Here is a 15,475-nt window from a genome sequence, read left to right on the forward strand (position 1 = left end):
CGCGATGATCCTCAGCCGTCGTGTCCGCTGGGTCCTCGCCGGGCTCACCGTGCTCGTCCTCGCCTTCCTCTACCTGCCGCTGCTCGTGGTCGTCGTGAACTCGTTCAACGCCAACCAGGCCATGACGTGGCCGCCGAGCGGCTTCACGCTCGAGTGGTGGGGCCGCGCCGCCGACAGCGTGGGGGCACGCGACGCGGTGCTCACCAGCATCCAGGTGGCGCTGGTCGCGACGACGATCGCGCTCGCCCTCGGCACGCTGCTGTCGCTCGCGCTCCAGCGGTACGACTTCTTCGGGCGCAGCACCGTCAACCTGCTCGTGATCCTTCCGATCGCGCTGCCGGGCATCATCACCGGCATCGCGCTCAACAACGCCTTCACCGGGATCCTCGACCTGCGCCTGTCGATCTTCACGGTGATCGTGGCGCACGCGACGTTCTGCATCGTCACGGTCTTCAACAACGTCCAGGCGCGGCTGAGGCGGATGGGCGGCAACCTCGAGGAGGCCTCGGCGGACCTCGGCGCGGGCGTGTGGACCACCTTCCGGCTCGTCACCTTCCCCCAGCTCCGCTCGGCCCTGCTGGCCGGCGGGCTGCTGGCGTTCGCGCTGAGCTTCGACGAGATCATCGTGACGACCTTCACCGCGGGTGCGGGCGTGACGACGCTGCCGATCTGGATCTTCAACAACATGTTCCGGCCGAACCAGGCGCCGGTCGTCAACGTCGTCGCGGTCGTCATGATCATCGTGTCGATCGTGCCGATCTGGCTGGCGCAGCGGCTGTCCGGCGACACCGAGGCCGAGATCCCGTAGGCCGCCAGCCGCAGCGCCGATCGAGACCGCGTGCCTCGTCAGCCGACTCAGTGCCGTAGATCGGTGCCGGATACGAGCACGAATCGACGGCACAGCGCCTCAGCGCTACGCCGCGAGGTCCTCCGCGAGCGGCACGAGCGTCTCCGCGCAGCCGGCGTCCAGCTTGAGCGTCGCCAGGTCGTCGCCGCGGGTCCTCCCCCGGTTCACGATCACCACCGGCGTACCGGCCTTCGCGGCCTGGCGGACGAACCGCAGCCCCGACATCACCTGCAGCGACGACCCGACCACCAGGAGCGCCTCGGCCCCGTCGACGAGGGCACGGCAGTGCGCTACCCGAGGCTTGGGCACGCTCTCGCCGAAGAACACGACGTCGGGCTTGAGGATCCCGCCGCAGCTCACGCACCGCGCGACGCGGAAGTCGCTGGTCTCCTCGAGCACCGCGTCGCCGTCGGGAGCGATCGCGTACGCGCCCGCGCCGTAGCCCGGGTTGAGCGTGTCCAGCCGGTCGTGCAGCGCGGCCCGCGGCGTACGGGCTCCGCAGCCGAGGCACGCGACGTCGGCGATCCGGCCGTGGAGGGCGACGAGCTCGCGCTGGCCGGCGGCCTCGTGCAGCCCGTCGACGTTCTGGGTGATCACGGCGTCGACCACGCCGGCCCGCTCGAGCGCGACGAGCGCGTGGTGGGCCGCGTTGGGCGCCGCTCCCGTCATGTGGCGCCAGCCGACGTGCGCCCGCGCCCAGTAGCGCTGCTGGGCCTGCGGGGTGGCGACGAACTCCTGGTACGTCATGGGCTGGCGCGGCACGGAGTCGGGCCCGCGGTAGTCGGGGATGCCGGAGTCGGTGGAGATGCCCGCACCGGTCAGGGCGACCACGCGACGTCCAGCGAGCAACGCGCGGACGTCGGCGAGATCCTGCTGCTCGGTCACGGTCTCCACCGTTCCAGCGTACGAGGTACCCCCCATCGACACGCGTGGTCGAGGAGACGATGCTTGAGCCGGCAGAGGAGGTCCCCATCGTCATCGTCACGCATCTCGTGCAGCCGGCCGGTCCGGCCTCGAGCCGGCGCGGCCTAATCCCCGTGAGGAGCCGGTTCGGGTGATCCGTTCGCTCACCCGTCCCGCCGCCATCGGCGGCCTGATCGTCGCCGCGACCGGGTTCGCCGCGCTGGCGGCGCTCGCCGCTGCGCCGTCCGGCCCCGCGCAGGGCGACGTCTCGGTCCTCATGATGCCGGTGCCGACACCGCAGACGGCCACCGTCGCGCCGGCCTTCGCCCCGCCGTCCGGCCCCCTGAGCCCGCCGTCGCGCGTGGCGGCCGGATGGGTCGCGGACACCTCGACCCGGACCGGGATCGGCGCCGTCGCGCTGAGGGCGTACGCGGAGGCGGAGCTGCGGATGGCCGAGGAGGCGCCGGCGTGCCGCCTCGGGTGGACCACGCTGGCCGGCATCGGGTGGGTCGAGTCGCAGCACGGCACCCTCGACGGCAACGCGCTGCTCGCCGACGGCCGGAGCCGCGAGCCCATCCTCGGGCCGGCGCTGGACGGGAGCGAGGGCGTCGCCGCGCTGCCGTCCTCCCCCGAGGACTCCGCCGTGCACGGGGACGCCGTGTGGGACCGCGCGGTGGGTCCGATGCAGTTCATCGGCAGCACCTGGGCGCGGTGGGGCTCCGACGGCGACGGCGACGGGTCGTCGGACCGGACCGACATCGACGACGCCGCGTACGCCGCCGCGCGCTACCTCTGCTCGAACGGCGACGACCTCACCACGGGGTCCGGGTGGACCGCCGCAGTGAGGTCGTACAACCACTCCGACGCCTACGTGGCCGCCGTGCTCGCCGCTGCGGACGAGTACGGCGGCCGCGCGGGCTGATGCCCGGCGTCAGGCGCCTGCCGGCACCGCCTCGGGCTCGGAGCGCTCACCCAGCCGCTTGGCCAGCGCGTCGCCCTCGATGTCGAGGTTCGGGATGAGCCGGTCGAGCCACTTCGGCAGCCACCAGGCGGACTTGCCGGCGATCGCCATGAAGGCGGGGATCAGGGTCATCCGGACCAGGAACGCGTCGGCCAGGATGCCGAAGGCGAGCCCGAAGCCGATCGGCTTGATCATCGCGACGTCGCTGATGATGAAGCTGCCGAAGACCGAGATCATGATGATCGCCGCCGCCGTCACCACACGGGCGCTGTGGCTGAAGCCCGTGACGACCGAGCGCTGCGCGTCCTTGGTGTGGACGTAGTCCTCCCGCATCCGCGACACCAGGAACACCTGGTAGTCCATCGCGAGGCCGAACAGGATGCCCACCATGAGCAGCGGCAGGATGCTGATGATCGGACCCGGCGTGTCCACGCCGAACAGGTCGGCGAGCCAGCCCCACTGGAAGACCGCGACCGTCGCACCGAGCGCGACCCCGATGGTCAGCAGGAAGCCGACCACCGCCGACAGCGGCACCAGGATCGAGCGGAACACCAGGATCAGCAGCACGAACGCCAGCCCGACCACGAGCGCCAGGTAGACCGGCAGCGCGTCGGCGAGCTTCTTCGACACGTCGACGGAGACCGCCGTCTGCCCGCTCACCAGCACGTCGGCGCCGGTGTCGGCCTCGGTGGCGTGGACCGCCTCGCGGATCTCGCCGACGAGGTCCTGGGTGGCCTCGTCCGCGGGACCGCTCGTCGGGATCACGGTGATGGTGGCGAGGTCCGCACCCGGGATCGCCTGGCCGGGCACGACCGCGGCGACGTCGGTGTCGATGTCCTCGATCGCCGCCGTCGCGGCCGACACCGCGGCGTCGGCGTCGTCGGCGTTCTTCGTGTCCACGACCACGAGCAGCGGGCCGTTGGCACCGGCGCCGAAGCCCTTGGCGATGAGGTCGTACGCCTTGCGCTGCGTCGAGGTCGTCGGCGCGGTGCCGTCGTCGGGCAGGGACTCCTGCAGCGAGAGGACCGGGATCGAGGCGACGAGCGCGACCACGACGCCCAGCACCGCGACGATGCTCTTGCGTCGGGTGACGAAGCCGGCCCAGCGCTGACCCATGGCGGGCTTGCCGGAGTGGTCGTCGGCCTCGGGGTCGTGCTGGCGCAGGCCCGGGATCTTGCCCTTGACGATGCGGCGCTTGGCGAAGCCGAACAGCGCGGGCAGCAGCGTGAGCGCGATGAGCACCGCGATCGCGACGGTCGCCGCCGCGGCGAGACCCATCTCGGTGAGGATCGAGATGTTGACGACCGACAGACCGACGAGGGCGATGACGACGGTCAGCCCGGCGAACACCACGGCGCTGCCGGCGGTGCCGACGGCACGACCGGCGGCCTCCTCCGGGTCACGGCCGATCATGACCTCGTGCCGGTAGCGCGACACGATGAACAGGGCGTAGTCGATGCCGACAGCGAGGCCGAGCATCGTCGCGAGGATCGGCGTCGTGGAGCCGAGCGACATGAAGCCGGTCAGGGTGGTGATCCCGGCGACCCCGATGCCGACGCCGATCAGGGCGGTCAGCAGGGGCATGCCCGCGGCGATCAGCGACCCGAAGGTGATGATCAGGACGACGAGCGCGACGACGATGCCGATGATCTCCGAGCTCCCCGTCTCCGGGATCGACGTCAGGGCGTCACCGCCGACCTCGACGGTCATGCCGGCGTCCCGGCCCGCCTCCGGGGCCTCCTCGAGCGTCGAGACCTGGGCCTCGGACAGGTCGATCGACTGGGTGTCGTAGGTGATCGTCGTGTACGCGATGGTCTGGTCCCGGGAGACCTGCTGCGCCTGGAACGGGTCGACCGCGTTGAGGACACCCTCCTCCGACGCCATCGAGGTCACGGTGTCGGAGATGACGCTCTGGTACTCGGGGTCGGTGACCTTCGAGCCCTCGGGCGCCTCGAAGACGATGCGCGCCGTCGCGCCGTCGGCGGCAGCCTGCGGGTTGCGGTCCTTCATCAGGTCGAACGCCTCGACCGACTCCAGGCCCGGCATCGAGAAGTTGTCGGAGGTCTTGCCCGAGAGCGTCGCAGCGCCGGTCCCGGCGAGGACCAGGGCGACGAGCCACGCGATGAGCACGCTCTTGCGGTGGCGGAACGCCCACCGTCCGAGGCGGTAGAGGTACCAGGACACGGTGTCTCCTGTGGTTCGTGCGCCCGCAGGCGCGTGGGAGGGATCAGGGGGTGGTGATGCCGAGGGCCGGCAGCAGGACGGCGTCGAGGACGTCGACGAAGTAGTCGGGGCCGCACGGCTCGCCGGTGAGCGCCTCGCGGAGGATGGCCGGGCCGATGAGGACCGGGACGACCATCGGGATGGCCGGGTTGTCAGGCGCCACCTCGCCGCGCGCGATCGCGCGCTCGACGACGGTGGTGACGACCTGAACGCGGGTCCCGACCACCCGGTCGTGGAACGACTGCGCCAGGGACGGGTGGGTCTTGCAGGCGTGGATGATCGCGGCGGCGAGGGCGATGTCGCGGTCGTCGTCACGCGGCAGCGCCTCGATCAGCGCGACCAGGTCGCCCCGCAGGGAGCCGGTGTCCACGGACTCCGGGACGGAGGGCGCGTCGGCGTCGATCGCCGCCACGACGAGGGCCTCCTTGCTGCCCCACTGCCGGTACAGCGTCGCCTTGCTCGACCGGGTCTCCTCGGCGACGCGGTCCATCGTGAGCTTGTCGTAGCCCACGTCGGCGAGCAGTCGCAGCGTCGCCGCGTACAGCTCGTCGGTGCGTTCGGGAGTCAGCCGACTCATCGGACCTCGCAGACATCTGGTGGCTATCGAAACGAAACCGTTTCGTATCGATGCTAGGTCGCGATCGTCGAGATCGGGAGGGCGGCGAGGAGTGTCGTCCCTCACAACGGGCGAGAGTCCCTGAGAGTGCCCCGGTAGCGTCGACCCCATGGCAGATCTCGGCTCCGCCCTCCGCACCGTCCTCGACGGCCCGTTCGCCTCGGCACGCGACGCGACCCGTGAGCAGCTCGCCGCCACGGCCGTCCTGACCGATCCGACGCTGACCCTCGAGGAGCAGCGTCGACAGACCCGCGAAGCCGTCCTCGCCCTGGCGAAGACGGGTGTGCCCGCGGCGGGGTTCGCCGAGGCGCACGGAGGCACCGGTGACATCGGCGCCTCGCTCGTCGGGTTCGAGATGCTCGTGTACGCCGACGTCTCCCTGATGGTGAAGGCCGGCGTCCAGTGGGGTCTCTTCGGCGGCGCCGTCGAGAACCTCGGCACCGAGCGGCACCACGCCACGTACCTCCCGCGCATCATCGCCGGCGACCTCCTCGGCTGCTTCGCGATGACCGAGACCGGCCACGGCAGCGACGTGCAGAGCCTCGAGACGACCGCGACGTACGACGCCGCGACCGGCGAGCTCGTCATCGACTCGCCGACCCCCACCGCACGCAAGGACTACATCGGCGGGGCCGCGCACGACGCGACGCTCGCGGCGGTGTTCGCCCAGCTCGTCACGGCAGGTCCCGGCGAGGAGCCTCAGTCACGGGGGGTGCACTGCGTGCTGGTGCCGATCCGTGACGAGGACGGTCGCGACCTGCCGGGCGTCACCACCTCCGACTGCGGCGTCAAGGGCGGGCTCAACGGCGTCGACAACGGCCGCATCGTCTTCGACCAGGTGCGCGTCCCCCGCGAGAACCTGCTCGACCGGTACGCGAGCGTGGCCGAGGACGGCTCGTACTCCTCCCCCATCGAGAACCCGAACCGGCGCTTCTTCACGATGCTCGGCACGCTGATCCGCGGCCGGGTGAGCATCGCGGGCGCGAGCGGTGCCGCGGCGCGGCAGGCGCTCGCGATCGCCGTCCGGTACGCGCTGCGCCGGCGACAGTTCGGCGCCCCGGGCGCCGCCGAGGGCGACCCGACCGAGGTCCTGCTCCTGGACTACCGCACGCACCAGCGTCGTCTGCTGCCCGCGCTCGCCCGCGCGTACGCCCTCCAGACCGCCCAGAACGACCTCGTGGCGACGCTCGCCCGCCTCCAGGGCGGCGGCACAGAGCCCGACCCGAAGGAGCAGCGCGACCTCGAGGCGCTCGCCGCCGGCATCAAGGCGTACGCGTCGTGGCAGGCCAGCGCGACCATCCAGGAGTGCCGGGAGGCCTGCGGCGGAGCCGGCTACCTCGCCGCGAACCGGCTCACCACGCTCAAGGCGGACACCGACGTGTTCACCACCTTCGAGGGCGACAACACCGTGCTCATGCAGCTCGTGGGCAAGGAGCTGCTCACCGGCTACGCCGACGAGGTCCGCGGCCTCGACCCGGTCGGGATGGCGACGTTCGCGGTCTCGAACGCGGCCGAAGTGGTCCTCGAGCGCACGCCTGTGGCGCCGCTGGTCGCGCGCCTGCGCGACGCGACGCGACGCGAGGGCGACGAGCCCGACCTGCTCGACCGCGGGACCCAGCTCGCGCTGCTCACCGACCGCGAGGAGCACCTGCTCGACACGCTCGCCCGCCGGATGCAGGCGGCGCGCAAGGCCTCCGGGCCGGAGGCGTTCGCCGCGTTCAACCGGGCGCAGGACCACCTCGTCCACCTCGGCCGCGCGCACGTCGAGCGGGTGGTCCTCGAGTCGTTCGTCGCCGCGGTCGGCGCGGTCGAGGACGAGGAGGTCCGCACGATGCTCGACGCGGTGGTGGACCTCTTCGCGCTGAGCGTGGTCGAGGAGGACAAGGCGTGGTTCCTGGAGCACCGGCGCCTGTCGGTCGGCCGGGCGAAGAACGTCACGACCTCCGTCAACGCGCTGTGCGAGCGCCTGCGGCCGTACGCCGCCGACCTCGTCGACGCCTTCGGGATCCCCGAGAACCTGCTCGAGGTGGAGGTCCTGGCCTAGGAGGTCTCGAAGTCCGCCGTCACGAGGGCCGTGACCTCGACGTCGTCGGGACGGAGCTCGATCCCTCCGGTGGAGCCCGGCGCCGCGGCGGCCCTCATCGCGACACCGCTGAACCCGCCGCCCGGGCTCACGTGCGGCCGCAGGCCCTCCTCGTACATCGCGGTGAGGCGGACGGGGCCGAGCCCGAGCGCGTCGGCGTACGCCTGCGCCCGGTCGACAGCGTCCCGGGCCGCGTCGCGGCGCACCTCGGCGACCGCGGCGTCGCGGCGCACCTCGGTGAGCGCCCAGTCGACGCCGTTGACGGTCACGCCGTCGGCCACGGTGATCTCGGAGACCCACGCCGACAGCGCGCCGAAGTCGCGGAACTTCACCTGCACGACGGCGCTGGCGCGGAAGCGGGTCACCTTGACCTTCTCCTCCTGCGCGCTCGGCTTGATCCACTCGTCGTAGGGCGCCGCGCTCACCTGGTCCGATCCCCACCAGGTCGCTGCGCGGTGGGTCACGCGGTCCTTGGCCTGCGCGACGATCCAGGCGTGGACCTCGGTGGTGCGCGAGAGGACCTCCTCGCGACGCTGACCGCGGAACGCCACCGTCACCCGGACAGTGCCGCGCTCAGCGGGGATGTTCTGGGTGGCACGCCCCGCGACGGTGATCTTCGGCATGCTCGCACCCTAGTCGGGCGCGACGGTCAGTGCGGCGCCGCGTCGGTGAGGATGCGCTGGAAGAGCACGTGGTCGCGCCAGGCGCCGGCGATGAAGAGGTAGTCGGCGGCGACCCCGATCGCGGCGAAGCCGTTGCGGCGCAGCACGCGCTGCGACGCGGCGTTGTGCAGCAGCGTGGCCGCCTGGATGCGGTGCAGGCCCTCGGCCCGCGCGTACTCGCACACGGCGGCGACCGCACGCGTCATGAGGCCGCGCCCGACATGCTCACCGTCCGACCAGTAGCCGAGGTGCCCGTTGCCGAAGACGCCGCGGACGATGTCGTTGACGTTCACCGAGGCGACGACCCGGTCCGACGCGTCGACGACCAGGGCGGTGATGCTCAGCCCCTCGGCGTCGGAGGCGATGCGGCCCGCGAGGCGGCGGGCCTGCTCGTCGACGGCGTAGAACCGCTCGTCGCGGACCGGCTCCCACGGCGCCAGGTGCTCCCTGTTGCGGTCGTACGCGGCGGCGAGCTCCGCGGCGTCCTCCAGCCGCGGCCTGCGCAGGAGCAGGTCACCGAGCGGGACGTGGAGCTCCGAGGGAGCCGCGGAGGTCACGCGCGGGATTCGGACGACTGGGGCTGCGGCTCCACGGCCTCGTCGGCCTCGGCGTCGGCCTCGACGCTCTCCTCGCGGACCGCCTCGGCTGCGGGCTCCGCCTCGGCCGCGGGCTCCGGCTCGGCCGCCGGCTCGTCCTCGACCTCGCCGTCGGACGCCGACTCGACCAGCGCCTCCGACGGCGGGCTCAGCACCGCACCCGGAGGGGCGACCCGCGCGATGACCGGCGGGGTCTCGCCGACGATGGCGTTGTGGCCGCCCTTCCAGAAGATGTAGCGCGACCCGAGGTTGATCATCGTCGCGAGGCGGTTGCGGTTGCCGAGCAGGAAGTACAGGTGGATGAGGATCCACGTGACCCAGGCGGCGAACCCGGTGAGCTTGCCCAGGGGCCGGAGCTCGGCCACGGCGGAGCTGCGGCCGATGGTCGCCATCGTGCCCTTGTCGAAGTACTTGAAGGGCTTGTGGTCCTTGCCCTTCAGGCGGGCCTTGATGTCCTTCGCAACGTACTTGCCGCCCTGCAGGGCCGGCTGGGCGAGCTGCGGGAGGGCACGGTCCCCGTCCTCGACGGCGATGTCGCCGACGGCGTACACGTTCTCCAGGCCCTGCACCCGCAGGTGGTCATCGACCATGATGCGTCGGCCGCGTCCGAGCGGGACGCCCCAGTTGGCGATGATCGGGTGCGTCGTGATGCCGGAGCCCCAGATCACCATGTCCGCCGGGATGAACTCGCCGTCGTTCACGACCACGCCGTTCGGCTTGACCTCCTTGACCGAGGTCTCGAGCCGCAGGTCGACGCCGCGCTTCTCCAGCGACTTCTTGGTGTAGTTGCGCAGCTTGGGAGCGAACGGGCCGAGGACGTGCGGGGCCATCTCGACGAGCGTGATGTGGACGCGCTCGTTGTCGATCTCGGGGTAGGTCACCGGCATGTCGACGTTGCGCATCTCCGCGAGCGCGCCCGCGGTCTCGACGCCGGTCGGGCCGCCGCCGACCACGACGGCGCGGATCTCTCGGTCCTGACCGTTGACGGCCGCGTCCTCGAGGATCGCGAAGAGGCGGTCACGGACGGCCAGGGCCTGCGACCGGCGGTAGAGCGGCAGCGAGTACTCCTCGGCACCGGGGATGCCGAAGAAGTTCGCGGTCACGCCGGAGGCGATGATCAGGTAGTCGTACGAGAGCGTGAGCCCGCCGTCCAGGCTGATGGTGCGGGTCGAGTGCTCCATCGACGTGACCGTGCCCTTGAGGAAGCGCACGTTGTCCTGCTTGGAGCGGATCGACCGGAGGAACCAGGTGATGTCGCCGGGGTTCAGCGTCGAGGTCGCCACCTGGTACAGCAGAGGCTGGAACGTGTTGTAGGTGTGCCGGTCGACCAGCGTGACGTCGACGTCGGCCCGCTTGAGCGCCCGCACCGCGGACACTCCGCCGAACCCACCGCCGACGACCACGACATGAGGTCGTGTGCGCGGCAATACCTGCGTTTCTCCCATGACTTCCACCGTACGCCGGGCGCGGAAGCGCCGCGGATCTGGTCGAAACGGCCACCGCCGGAACGTGACCTCGCTCACCTCCCTACGATTGAGGTATGAGCGATCACTACGACGTCGTCGTCCTCGGCGCCGGACCGGGCGGTTACGTCGCCGCGATCCGCGCCGCACAGCTCGGCAAGTCCGTGGCTGTCATCGAGCCCAAGTACTGGGGAGGTGTCTGCCTCAACGTCGGGTGCATCCCGAGCAAGTCGCTGCTCCGCAACGCCGAGCTCGCCCACATCATCCAGCACGAGGCCGAGTCGGTCTTCGGCATCGGCGTGGGTGAGGTCTCCCTCGACTACGGCAAGGCCTACTCACGCAGCCGCGAGGTCGCCGAGGGCCGCGTCAAGGGCGTCCACTTCCTCATGAAGAAGAACAAGATCGCCGAGATCCACGGCACGGGCGCCTTCACGGGCCCGAAGGCCATCGAGGTCTCGCTCAACGACGGCGGCACGCAGGAGGTCACCTTCGACGCGTGCATCATCGCCACCGGCTCGTCGACGCGCCTGCTCCCCGGCACGCAGCTGTCCGAGCGGGTCGTGACCTACGAGGAGCAGATCCTCGCCGACAACCTGCCCGAGTCGATCATCATCGCCGGCGCGGGTGCCATCGGCGTCGAGTTCGCCTACGTCCTCAACTCGTACGGCGTGAAGGTCACCATCGTCGAGTTCCTCGACCGCGCGGTGCCCAACGAGGACGCCGACGTCTCCAAGGAGCTCACCCGGGCGTACAAGAAGCTCGGCATCGAGATCCTCACCTCGACCCGGGTCGACGCGATCGACGACTCCGGCGACAAGGTCAAGGTCACCGTCACCCGCAACCCCGAGGGCGACGCCAAGGAGGAGGTCCTCGAGGCCGACAAGGTCCTCCAGGCCATCGGCTTCGCGCCCCGCAGCGAGGGCATCGGCCTCGAGAAGGCCGGCGTCAACGTCTCGCCGCGCGGTGCGATCGAGATCGACGACTACATGCGGACCAACGTCGACGGCATCTACGCGATCGGCGACGTCACCGCCAAGCTCATGCTCGCCCACGTCGCCGAGGCCCAGGGCGTGATCGCCTCCGAGATGATCGGCGGCGTCGAGACGTTCCCGCTCGACTACGCGATGATGCCGCGCGCGACGTTCTGCCACCCGCAGATCGCGTCGTTCGGCTACACCGAGGCGCAGGCCAAGGAGCTGGGCTTCGACGTCAAGGTCGACAAGTTCCCGTTCACCGCCAACGGCAAGGCTCCCGGTCTCGCCGACACGGCCGGCTTCGTGAAGCTGGTGACGGACAAGACCTACAAGGAGCTGCTCGGTGCCCACCTGGTCGGGCCCGAGGTCACCGAGATGCTGGGTGAGCTCACGCTCGCGCAGCGCTGGGACCTGACGGCGGACGAGGTCGCCCGCAACGTCCACGCGCACCCGACGCTGTCGGAGGCCGTGCAGGAGGTCATCCACGGCGCCGCGGGGCACATGATCAACCTCTGACGGACCGCCGTACGACGAAGGACCCGACGTCCCGCCGGATTCCGGCTGGGACGTCGGGTCCTCTCGTACGGTCAGGTCAGGGCGTCAGCCCCGGCCGTAGCCACGCTGGATCTCGGGCTGCGACTGCGGGTTGAGCTCGTGGTACTTGTAGCCCTTCGCACCTGCCAGCCTGCGGTCCTTGACCTCGAACACGTCGAAGCCCTGCTGGATGTCGCTGGAGTAGATGTAGCCGTTGTAGTAGTACGCCGACCACGATCCGCCGAGGATCAGCCGCTCCGCGCTGAGCGGGCCGCGGTCGAACCACGCCAGCTCCTTCGGGTTGGCCGAGTCGGTGAAGTCCCACACCGAGATCCCGCCCTGGTACCAGGCCTGGACCATGATGTCCTTGCCCTTGATCGGGATCAGGGACCCGTTGTGCGCGACGCAGTTCTCCGTGTTGGCCTGGGTCCGCGGGATCTTGAAGTAGCTCTTGAAGACGAGCTCGTTGTCCGCGGTCAGGTCGTAGATCGCGTCCGCGCCCTTGAGCGGGCCGACGGTCGGGTTGCAGGTCGGGCCGCCGCCGCCACCGAGCTCGTCGGTGAACACGACCTTGGTGCCCGCGTTGTTGAACGTCGCCGAGTGCCAGAACGCGAAGTTGGTCGTGTCGCGCACCTGCTCGATGACCCTCGGGTTGGCCCGGTCCTTGATGTCGAAGATGACGCCGTCACCCATGCACGCACCGGCCGCGATGTCCTTCGACGGGTACGCGGTGATGTCGTGGCAGCCCGACGTGGCCGACGAGTAGCCGCCCGGCGGGTTGCCGCCGTCGGGCGCGGGGAAGACGACCGGCTCGTTGACCACTGCGGCGGCAGCGGGGTTGTTCACCGGGATCTTCACGACCGAGATCAGGTCGTGCGGCGGCTGGCAGTCGGGGAACGCCAGGTTGGGCGAGTACGACGAGACGTAGACGAACAGGTCCTTCTTGTTCTTCGACGGTGCCAGCGTGTGGGTGTGCGAGCCGCACTTGGTCTCGACCGATGCGACGTACTTCGGTGTCGCAGGCTTGCTGATGTCGAAGATCTTCAGGCCCTCCCACGACTCCTTGACGCTGGCGGGCTGCGCGACGTTGTCGCACGAGTCGTTGCTGCGGCTCGAGTCGGTGCTGAGGACCAGCAGGTCGCCGCTCACGGAGACGTCGTTCTGCGAGCCGGGGCAGACGACCTGGGCGATCTGCTTCGGCCGGTCGCCCTTCTTGAGGTCGTAGACCGTGAAGCCGTTGTAGTTGCCCGCGTAGGCGTAGTCGCCCTTGAAGGCGAGGTCGGTGCTGAACGCGGCCTCCTCGGCGAACGCCCCGTTCTTGGGGATGTTGGCGAGGAGCTTCATGTTGGGGCTGGAGGCGACCTCGCCGACACCGAGCTCGGTGTCGCTGTCGTCGACCGCGGCCAGCCGCTGCGCCTTCACCGGCGCCGGGGAGCTGCCGTCGTCGGGGACGCCCACGGAAGGCGCCGCACCGGCGAGGGACGAGAGCACGAGCGCACCGGCGCCCGCGGAGATGGTGAGTACTCTGGCGAGTCGTGGACGACGCGTCGGTCTCATGGGCGGACCTTCCTCGTGAGGTTCCCCGAAGCATTGCGCCATTCGCCGAATTCCGCAACGCTTCCTGCAACCGCTTACGTCCGTCGAAGGGAAGATCTTCGTGACGCCACGCTCTGGCCGCCGAGTCGCGGCAACGCTCGCCGGGCTGGTCCTGACGAGCCTCGCGCTCGCCTCCTGCTCCGGCGACGACGACGCGACGGACGCGGAGGAGACGACCCCGCCGCCGGCCCAGAGCACCGTCCTCCAGCCGGGCTCGCCCGGCGAGCCCAACACGACCCTGGCGCCCGGGGACTACCCCACCGAGGCCGACCAGAACGCGGCCGACGTCGAGTTCATGACGATGATGATCACGCACCACATGCAGGCGCTGGAGATGACGGAGCTGGCGCAGACGCGCGCCGAGGACGCGAGCGTGCGCAGCCTCGCCGAGCGCATCTCCGCCTCTCAGGGGCCGGAGATCCACAGCATGGTGGCGTGGCTCGAGGCTCGTGAGCTCCCGGTCCCGGAGGGCGCCGGCGGCCATGAGGGGCACGGGGGCCACGGGAGCGCCTCGAGTGCGCCGACCCCGGTGTACGGGATGCTCAGCGAGGAGGACATGGAGGAGTTGGCCGAGGCTGACGGGGCCGCGTTCGACCAGCTGTTCCTGCGCGGGATGATCGAGCACCACACCGGCGCGGTCGCGATGGCCGAGACCGCTCAGACCGAGGGGTCCGACCTCCTCGTCAGCGAGATCGCCGCCGACGTCGCCTCGGGTCAGGGCGCCGAGATCGCCCGCATGCAGGCGCTGCTCGACCAGGTCTCCTGACGCCTAGCGGCCCGCCCTGAACCACGCCGACACCTCGCGACGCCAGACCAGGACGACGCAGGCCACCTCGGCGACCAGCCACACCAGCCCGAGCGGCGCGGTGAGCACCGACGCCACCATGCCGAGGCTCGCCACGACGGTGAACACGACGCGCGCCGCCGGTCGCCGCGACAGCAGCGTGAGGGCCGACGCCGCGCCCACGACCGCCAGGACGGTGAGCGCGAGCGAGAGCCAGAACATCATCCGTGCGAGCTCGGCCGCGGTCATCCCGAGCTCGCCGAGGACGTCGGCGTCCGCGATCAGCGGCTGCTCGGCGATGAGGTCGGCGTACTCCCCCGGCGAGACCAGGTAGAGCAGCACGTTGAGCCCGAACACCACCGCGGCCAGACCGGAGAGGGTCGCGGCGAGGATGACGGCGGTCGTGAGCTGGCGGGGCCTCCCCGGTGCCGGGGCGCGGCCGAACGGCGCCGGCTGCCCGTACGGCGGGCGCTGAGGCTGCGCGTAGGGGTGCGGAGGTGCCCCGTACGGCGACTGCTGGGGCTGCTGTCCGTACGGCGGTTGCTGGGGCGGCTGCCAGCTCTGCGGCGGGAGCGGCTGCGAGACCGTGCCAGGTCCCGACGCGTAGGGACGGGCCGCGGGGGCCGGCTGGTCGCCCGCCGCGGACGGGTCCGGCGGACGGACCGGCGCGGGGGCATCAGGCTGCTGCGGCGACGGCGGCAGCTGCGGCGGCTGCGCGGACGGCGGCTGCTGCTGCGGCGGCGAGGGCGGGATCTGCCGACCGCCCGTGGCCGTCGCGGGAGCCGGCTCCCCGGCGAACCAGGCGCGGCTCTCCCTCCCCCACAGGAAGACCACGACCATGACACCGAGCAGCGCCGGGACGATGCCCGCGGTCCCGGCGACGACGAAGGCGATGCTCGACAGCGCGGCGAGGACGGTCAGGCCGATCCGCGCTCCGCGGTGCCGCTTCGCCGTCCAGATCGCGAGCACGATCGCGGCCGCGGAGAGCGCGCCGGCGGCCATCAGCACACCGCGCAACCACCCCAACGCCTGGTCGACCGTGAGCGCGCCGTCGATCGGGGCCGACGCGAGCGCGTCCTCGATCTGCTCGCGAACCTCGATCGAGCCCCAGTCGGACAGGGTCGCGACGATGCTGACCAGCACGATGCCGGAGGCGATGCCCGCCGCGAGGCAGGCCATCGTCACCTTCTGCGGACGTGCTGGGGTCGCGTTCGCCATGGGGCTATCCCATCA

General features: G+C 71.1%; 13 protein-coding genes. 5 read left to right on the forward strand and 8 right to left on the reverse strand.

Features of this window, described 5'->3' with window-relative positions; translation table 11 throughout:
• The first annotated feature begins 4 nt into the window (after positions 1-4).
• Positions 5-808 carry an ABC transporter permease gene (locus ACQSSQ_RS14275; protein ID WP_431327742.1) on the forward strand — a complete coding sequence of 268 codons (804 nt, stop codon included), beginning with the start codon at positions 5-7 and terminating at the stop codon, positions 806-808.
• Positions 809-913: 105 nt separating this feature from the next.
• Here the strand turns inward: ACQSSQ_RS14275 and ACQSSQ_RS14280 are convergent, their stop codons facing one another.
• Positions 914-1,741 (reverse strand): NAD-dependent protein deacetylase, encoded by an 828-nt coding sequence (locus tag ACQSSQ_RS14280; protein ID WP_431327743.1) that lies wholly within the window; start codon positions 1,739-1,741, stop codon positions 914-916.
• Between the two features lie 160 nt (positions 1,742-1,901).
• Here ACQSSQ_RS14280 and ACQSSQ_RS14285 point away from each other — a divergent pair, with 160 nt between their 5' ends.
• Positions 1,902-2,672 carry a lytic murein transglycosylase gene (locus tag ACQSSQ_RS14285; RefSeq protein ID WP_431327744.1) on the forward strand — a complete coding sequence of 257 codons (771 nt, stop codon included), beginning with the start codon at positions 1,902-1,904 and terminating at the stop codon, positions 2,670-2,672.
• A 9-nt stretch (positions 2,673-2,681) separates the two neighbouring features.
• Here the strand turns inward: ACQSSQ_RS14285 and ACQSSQ_RS14290 are convergent, their stop codons facing one another.
• Positions 2,682-4,895: an MMPL family transporter gene (locus tag ACQSSQ_RS14290; RefSeq protein ID WP_431327745.1), complete on the reverse strand. Its 2,214-nt coding sequence runs from the start codon at positions 4,893-4,895 to the stop codon at positions 2,682-2,684.
• Positions 4,896-4,938: 43 nt separating this feature from the next.
• On the reverse strand, positions 4,939-5,511 hold the full coding sequence (locus tag ACQSSQ_RS14295) for a TetR/AcrR family transcriptional regulator (RefSeq protein WP_431327746.1): 573 nt from the start codon (positions 5,509-5,511) through the stop codon (positions 4,939-4,941).
• A 148-nt stretch (positions 5,512-5,659) separates the two neighbouring features.
• Between ACQSSQ_RS14295 and ACQSSQ_RS14300 the strand changes: the two genes are divergently transcribed.
• Positions 5,660-7,594: an acyl-CoA dehydrogenase family protein gene (locus ACQSSQ_RS14300; RefSeq protein ID WP_431327747.1), complete on the forward strand. Its 1,935-nt coding sequence runs from the start codon at positions 5,660-5,662 to the stop codon at positions 7,592-7,594.
• Here ACQSSQ_RS14300 and ACQSSQ_RS14305 read toward each other — a convergent pair.
• Genes ACQSSQ_RS14305 through ACQSSQ_RS14315 form a run of 3 tightly spaced genes read right to left on the reverse strand, consistent with a single transcriptional unit; the run spans position 7,591 to position 10,336 of the window.
• A complete protein-coding gene (locus ACQSSQ_RS14305; RefSeq protein WP_431327748.1) occupies positions 7,591-8,256 on the reverse strand; it encodes an SIMPL domain-containing protein in 666 nt (221 codons plus the stop codon). The genes ACQSSQ_RS14300 and ACQSSQ_RS14305 overlap by 4 nt on opposite strands.
• A 26-nt stretch (positions 8,257-8,282) precedes the next feature.
• A complete protein-coding gene (locus ACQSSQ_RS14310; RefSeq protein WP_431327749.1) occupies positions 8,283-8,852 on the reverse strand; it encodes a GNAT family N-acetyltransferase in 570 nt (189 codons plus the stop codon).
• Positions 8,849-10,336 carry an NAD(P)/FAD-dependent oxidoreductase gene (locus ACQSSQ_RS14315; protein ID WP_431327750.1) on the reverse strand — a complete coding sequence of 496 codons (1,488 nt, stop codon included), beginning with the start codon at positions 10,334-10,336 and terminating at the stop codon, positions 8,849-8,851. Before ACQSSQ_RS14315 ends, ACQSSQ_RS14310 begins: the two co-directional genes overlap by 4 nt.
• 95 nt (positions 10,337-10,431) lie before the next feature.
• Between ACQSSQ_RS14315 and lpdA the strand changes: the two genes are divergently transcribed.
• Positions 10,432-11,844 carry a dihydrolipoyl dehydrogenase gene (lpdA, locus tag ACQSSQ_RS14320; protein WP_431327751.1) on the forward strand — a complete coding sequence of 471 codons (1,413 nt, stop codon included), beginning with the start codon at positions 10,432-10,434 and terminating at the stop codon, positions 11,842-11,844.
• An 84-nt stretch (positions 11,845-11,928) separates the two neighbouring features.
• Here the strand turns inward: lpdA and ACQSSQ_RS14325 are convergent, their stop codons facing one another.
• Complete coding sequence (locus ACQSSQ_RS14325) at positions 11,929-13,419, reverse strand: LVIVD repeat-containing protein (protein ID WP_431327752.1); 1,491 nt, start codon at positions 13,417-13,419, stop codon at positions 11,929-11,931.
• A gap of 100 nt (positions 13,420-13,519) precedes the next feature.
• On the opposite strand from ACQSSQ_RS14325, the gene ACQSSQ_RS14330 reads away from it, so the two are divergent.
• Positions 13,520-14,224 (forward strand): DUF305 domain-containing protein, encoded by a 705-nt coding sequence (locus tag ACQSSQ_RS14330; RefSeq protein WP_431327753.1) that lies wholly within the window; start codon positions 13,520-13,522, stop codon positions 14,222-14,224.
• Between the two features lie 3 nt (positions 14,225-14,227).
• Here ACQSSQ_RS14330 and ACQSSQ_RS14335 read toward each other — a convergent pair whose 3' ends face one another.
• Positions 14,228-15,460 carry a hypothetical protein gene (locus tag ACQSSQ_RS14335; RefSeq protein ID WP_431327754.1) on the reverse strand — a complete coding sequence of 411 codons (1,233 nt, stop codon included), beginning with the start codon at positions 15,458-15,460 and terminating at the stop codon, positions 14,228-14,230.
• Positions 15,461-15,475 lie beyond the last annotated feature (15 nt).

The organism is Mumia spirodelae (assembly GCF_050632745.1).
GTDB lineage: Bacteria > Actinomycetota > Actinomycetes > Propionibacteriales > Nocardioidaceae > Mumia.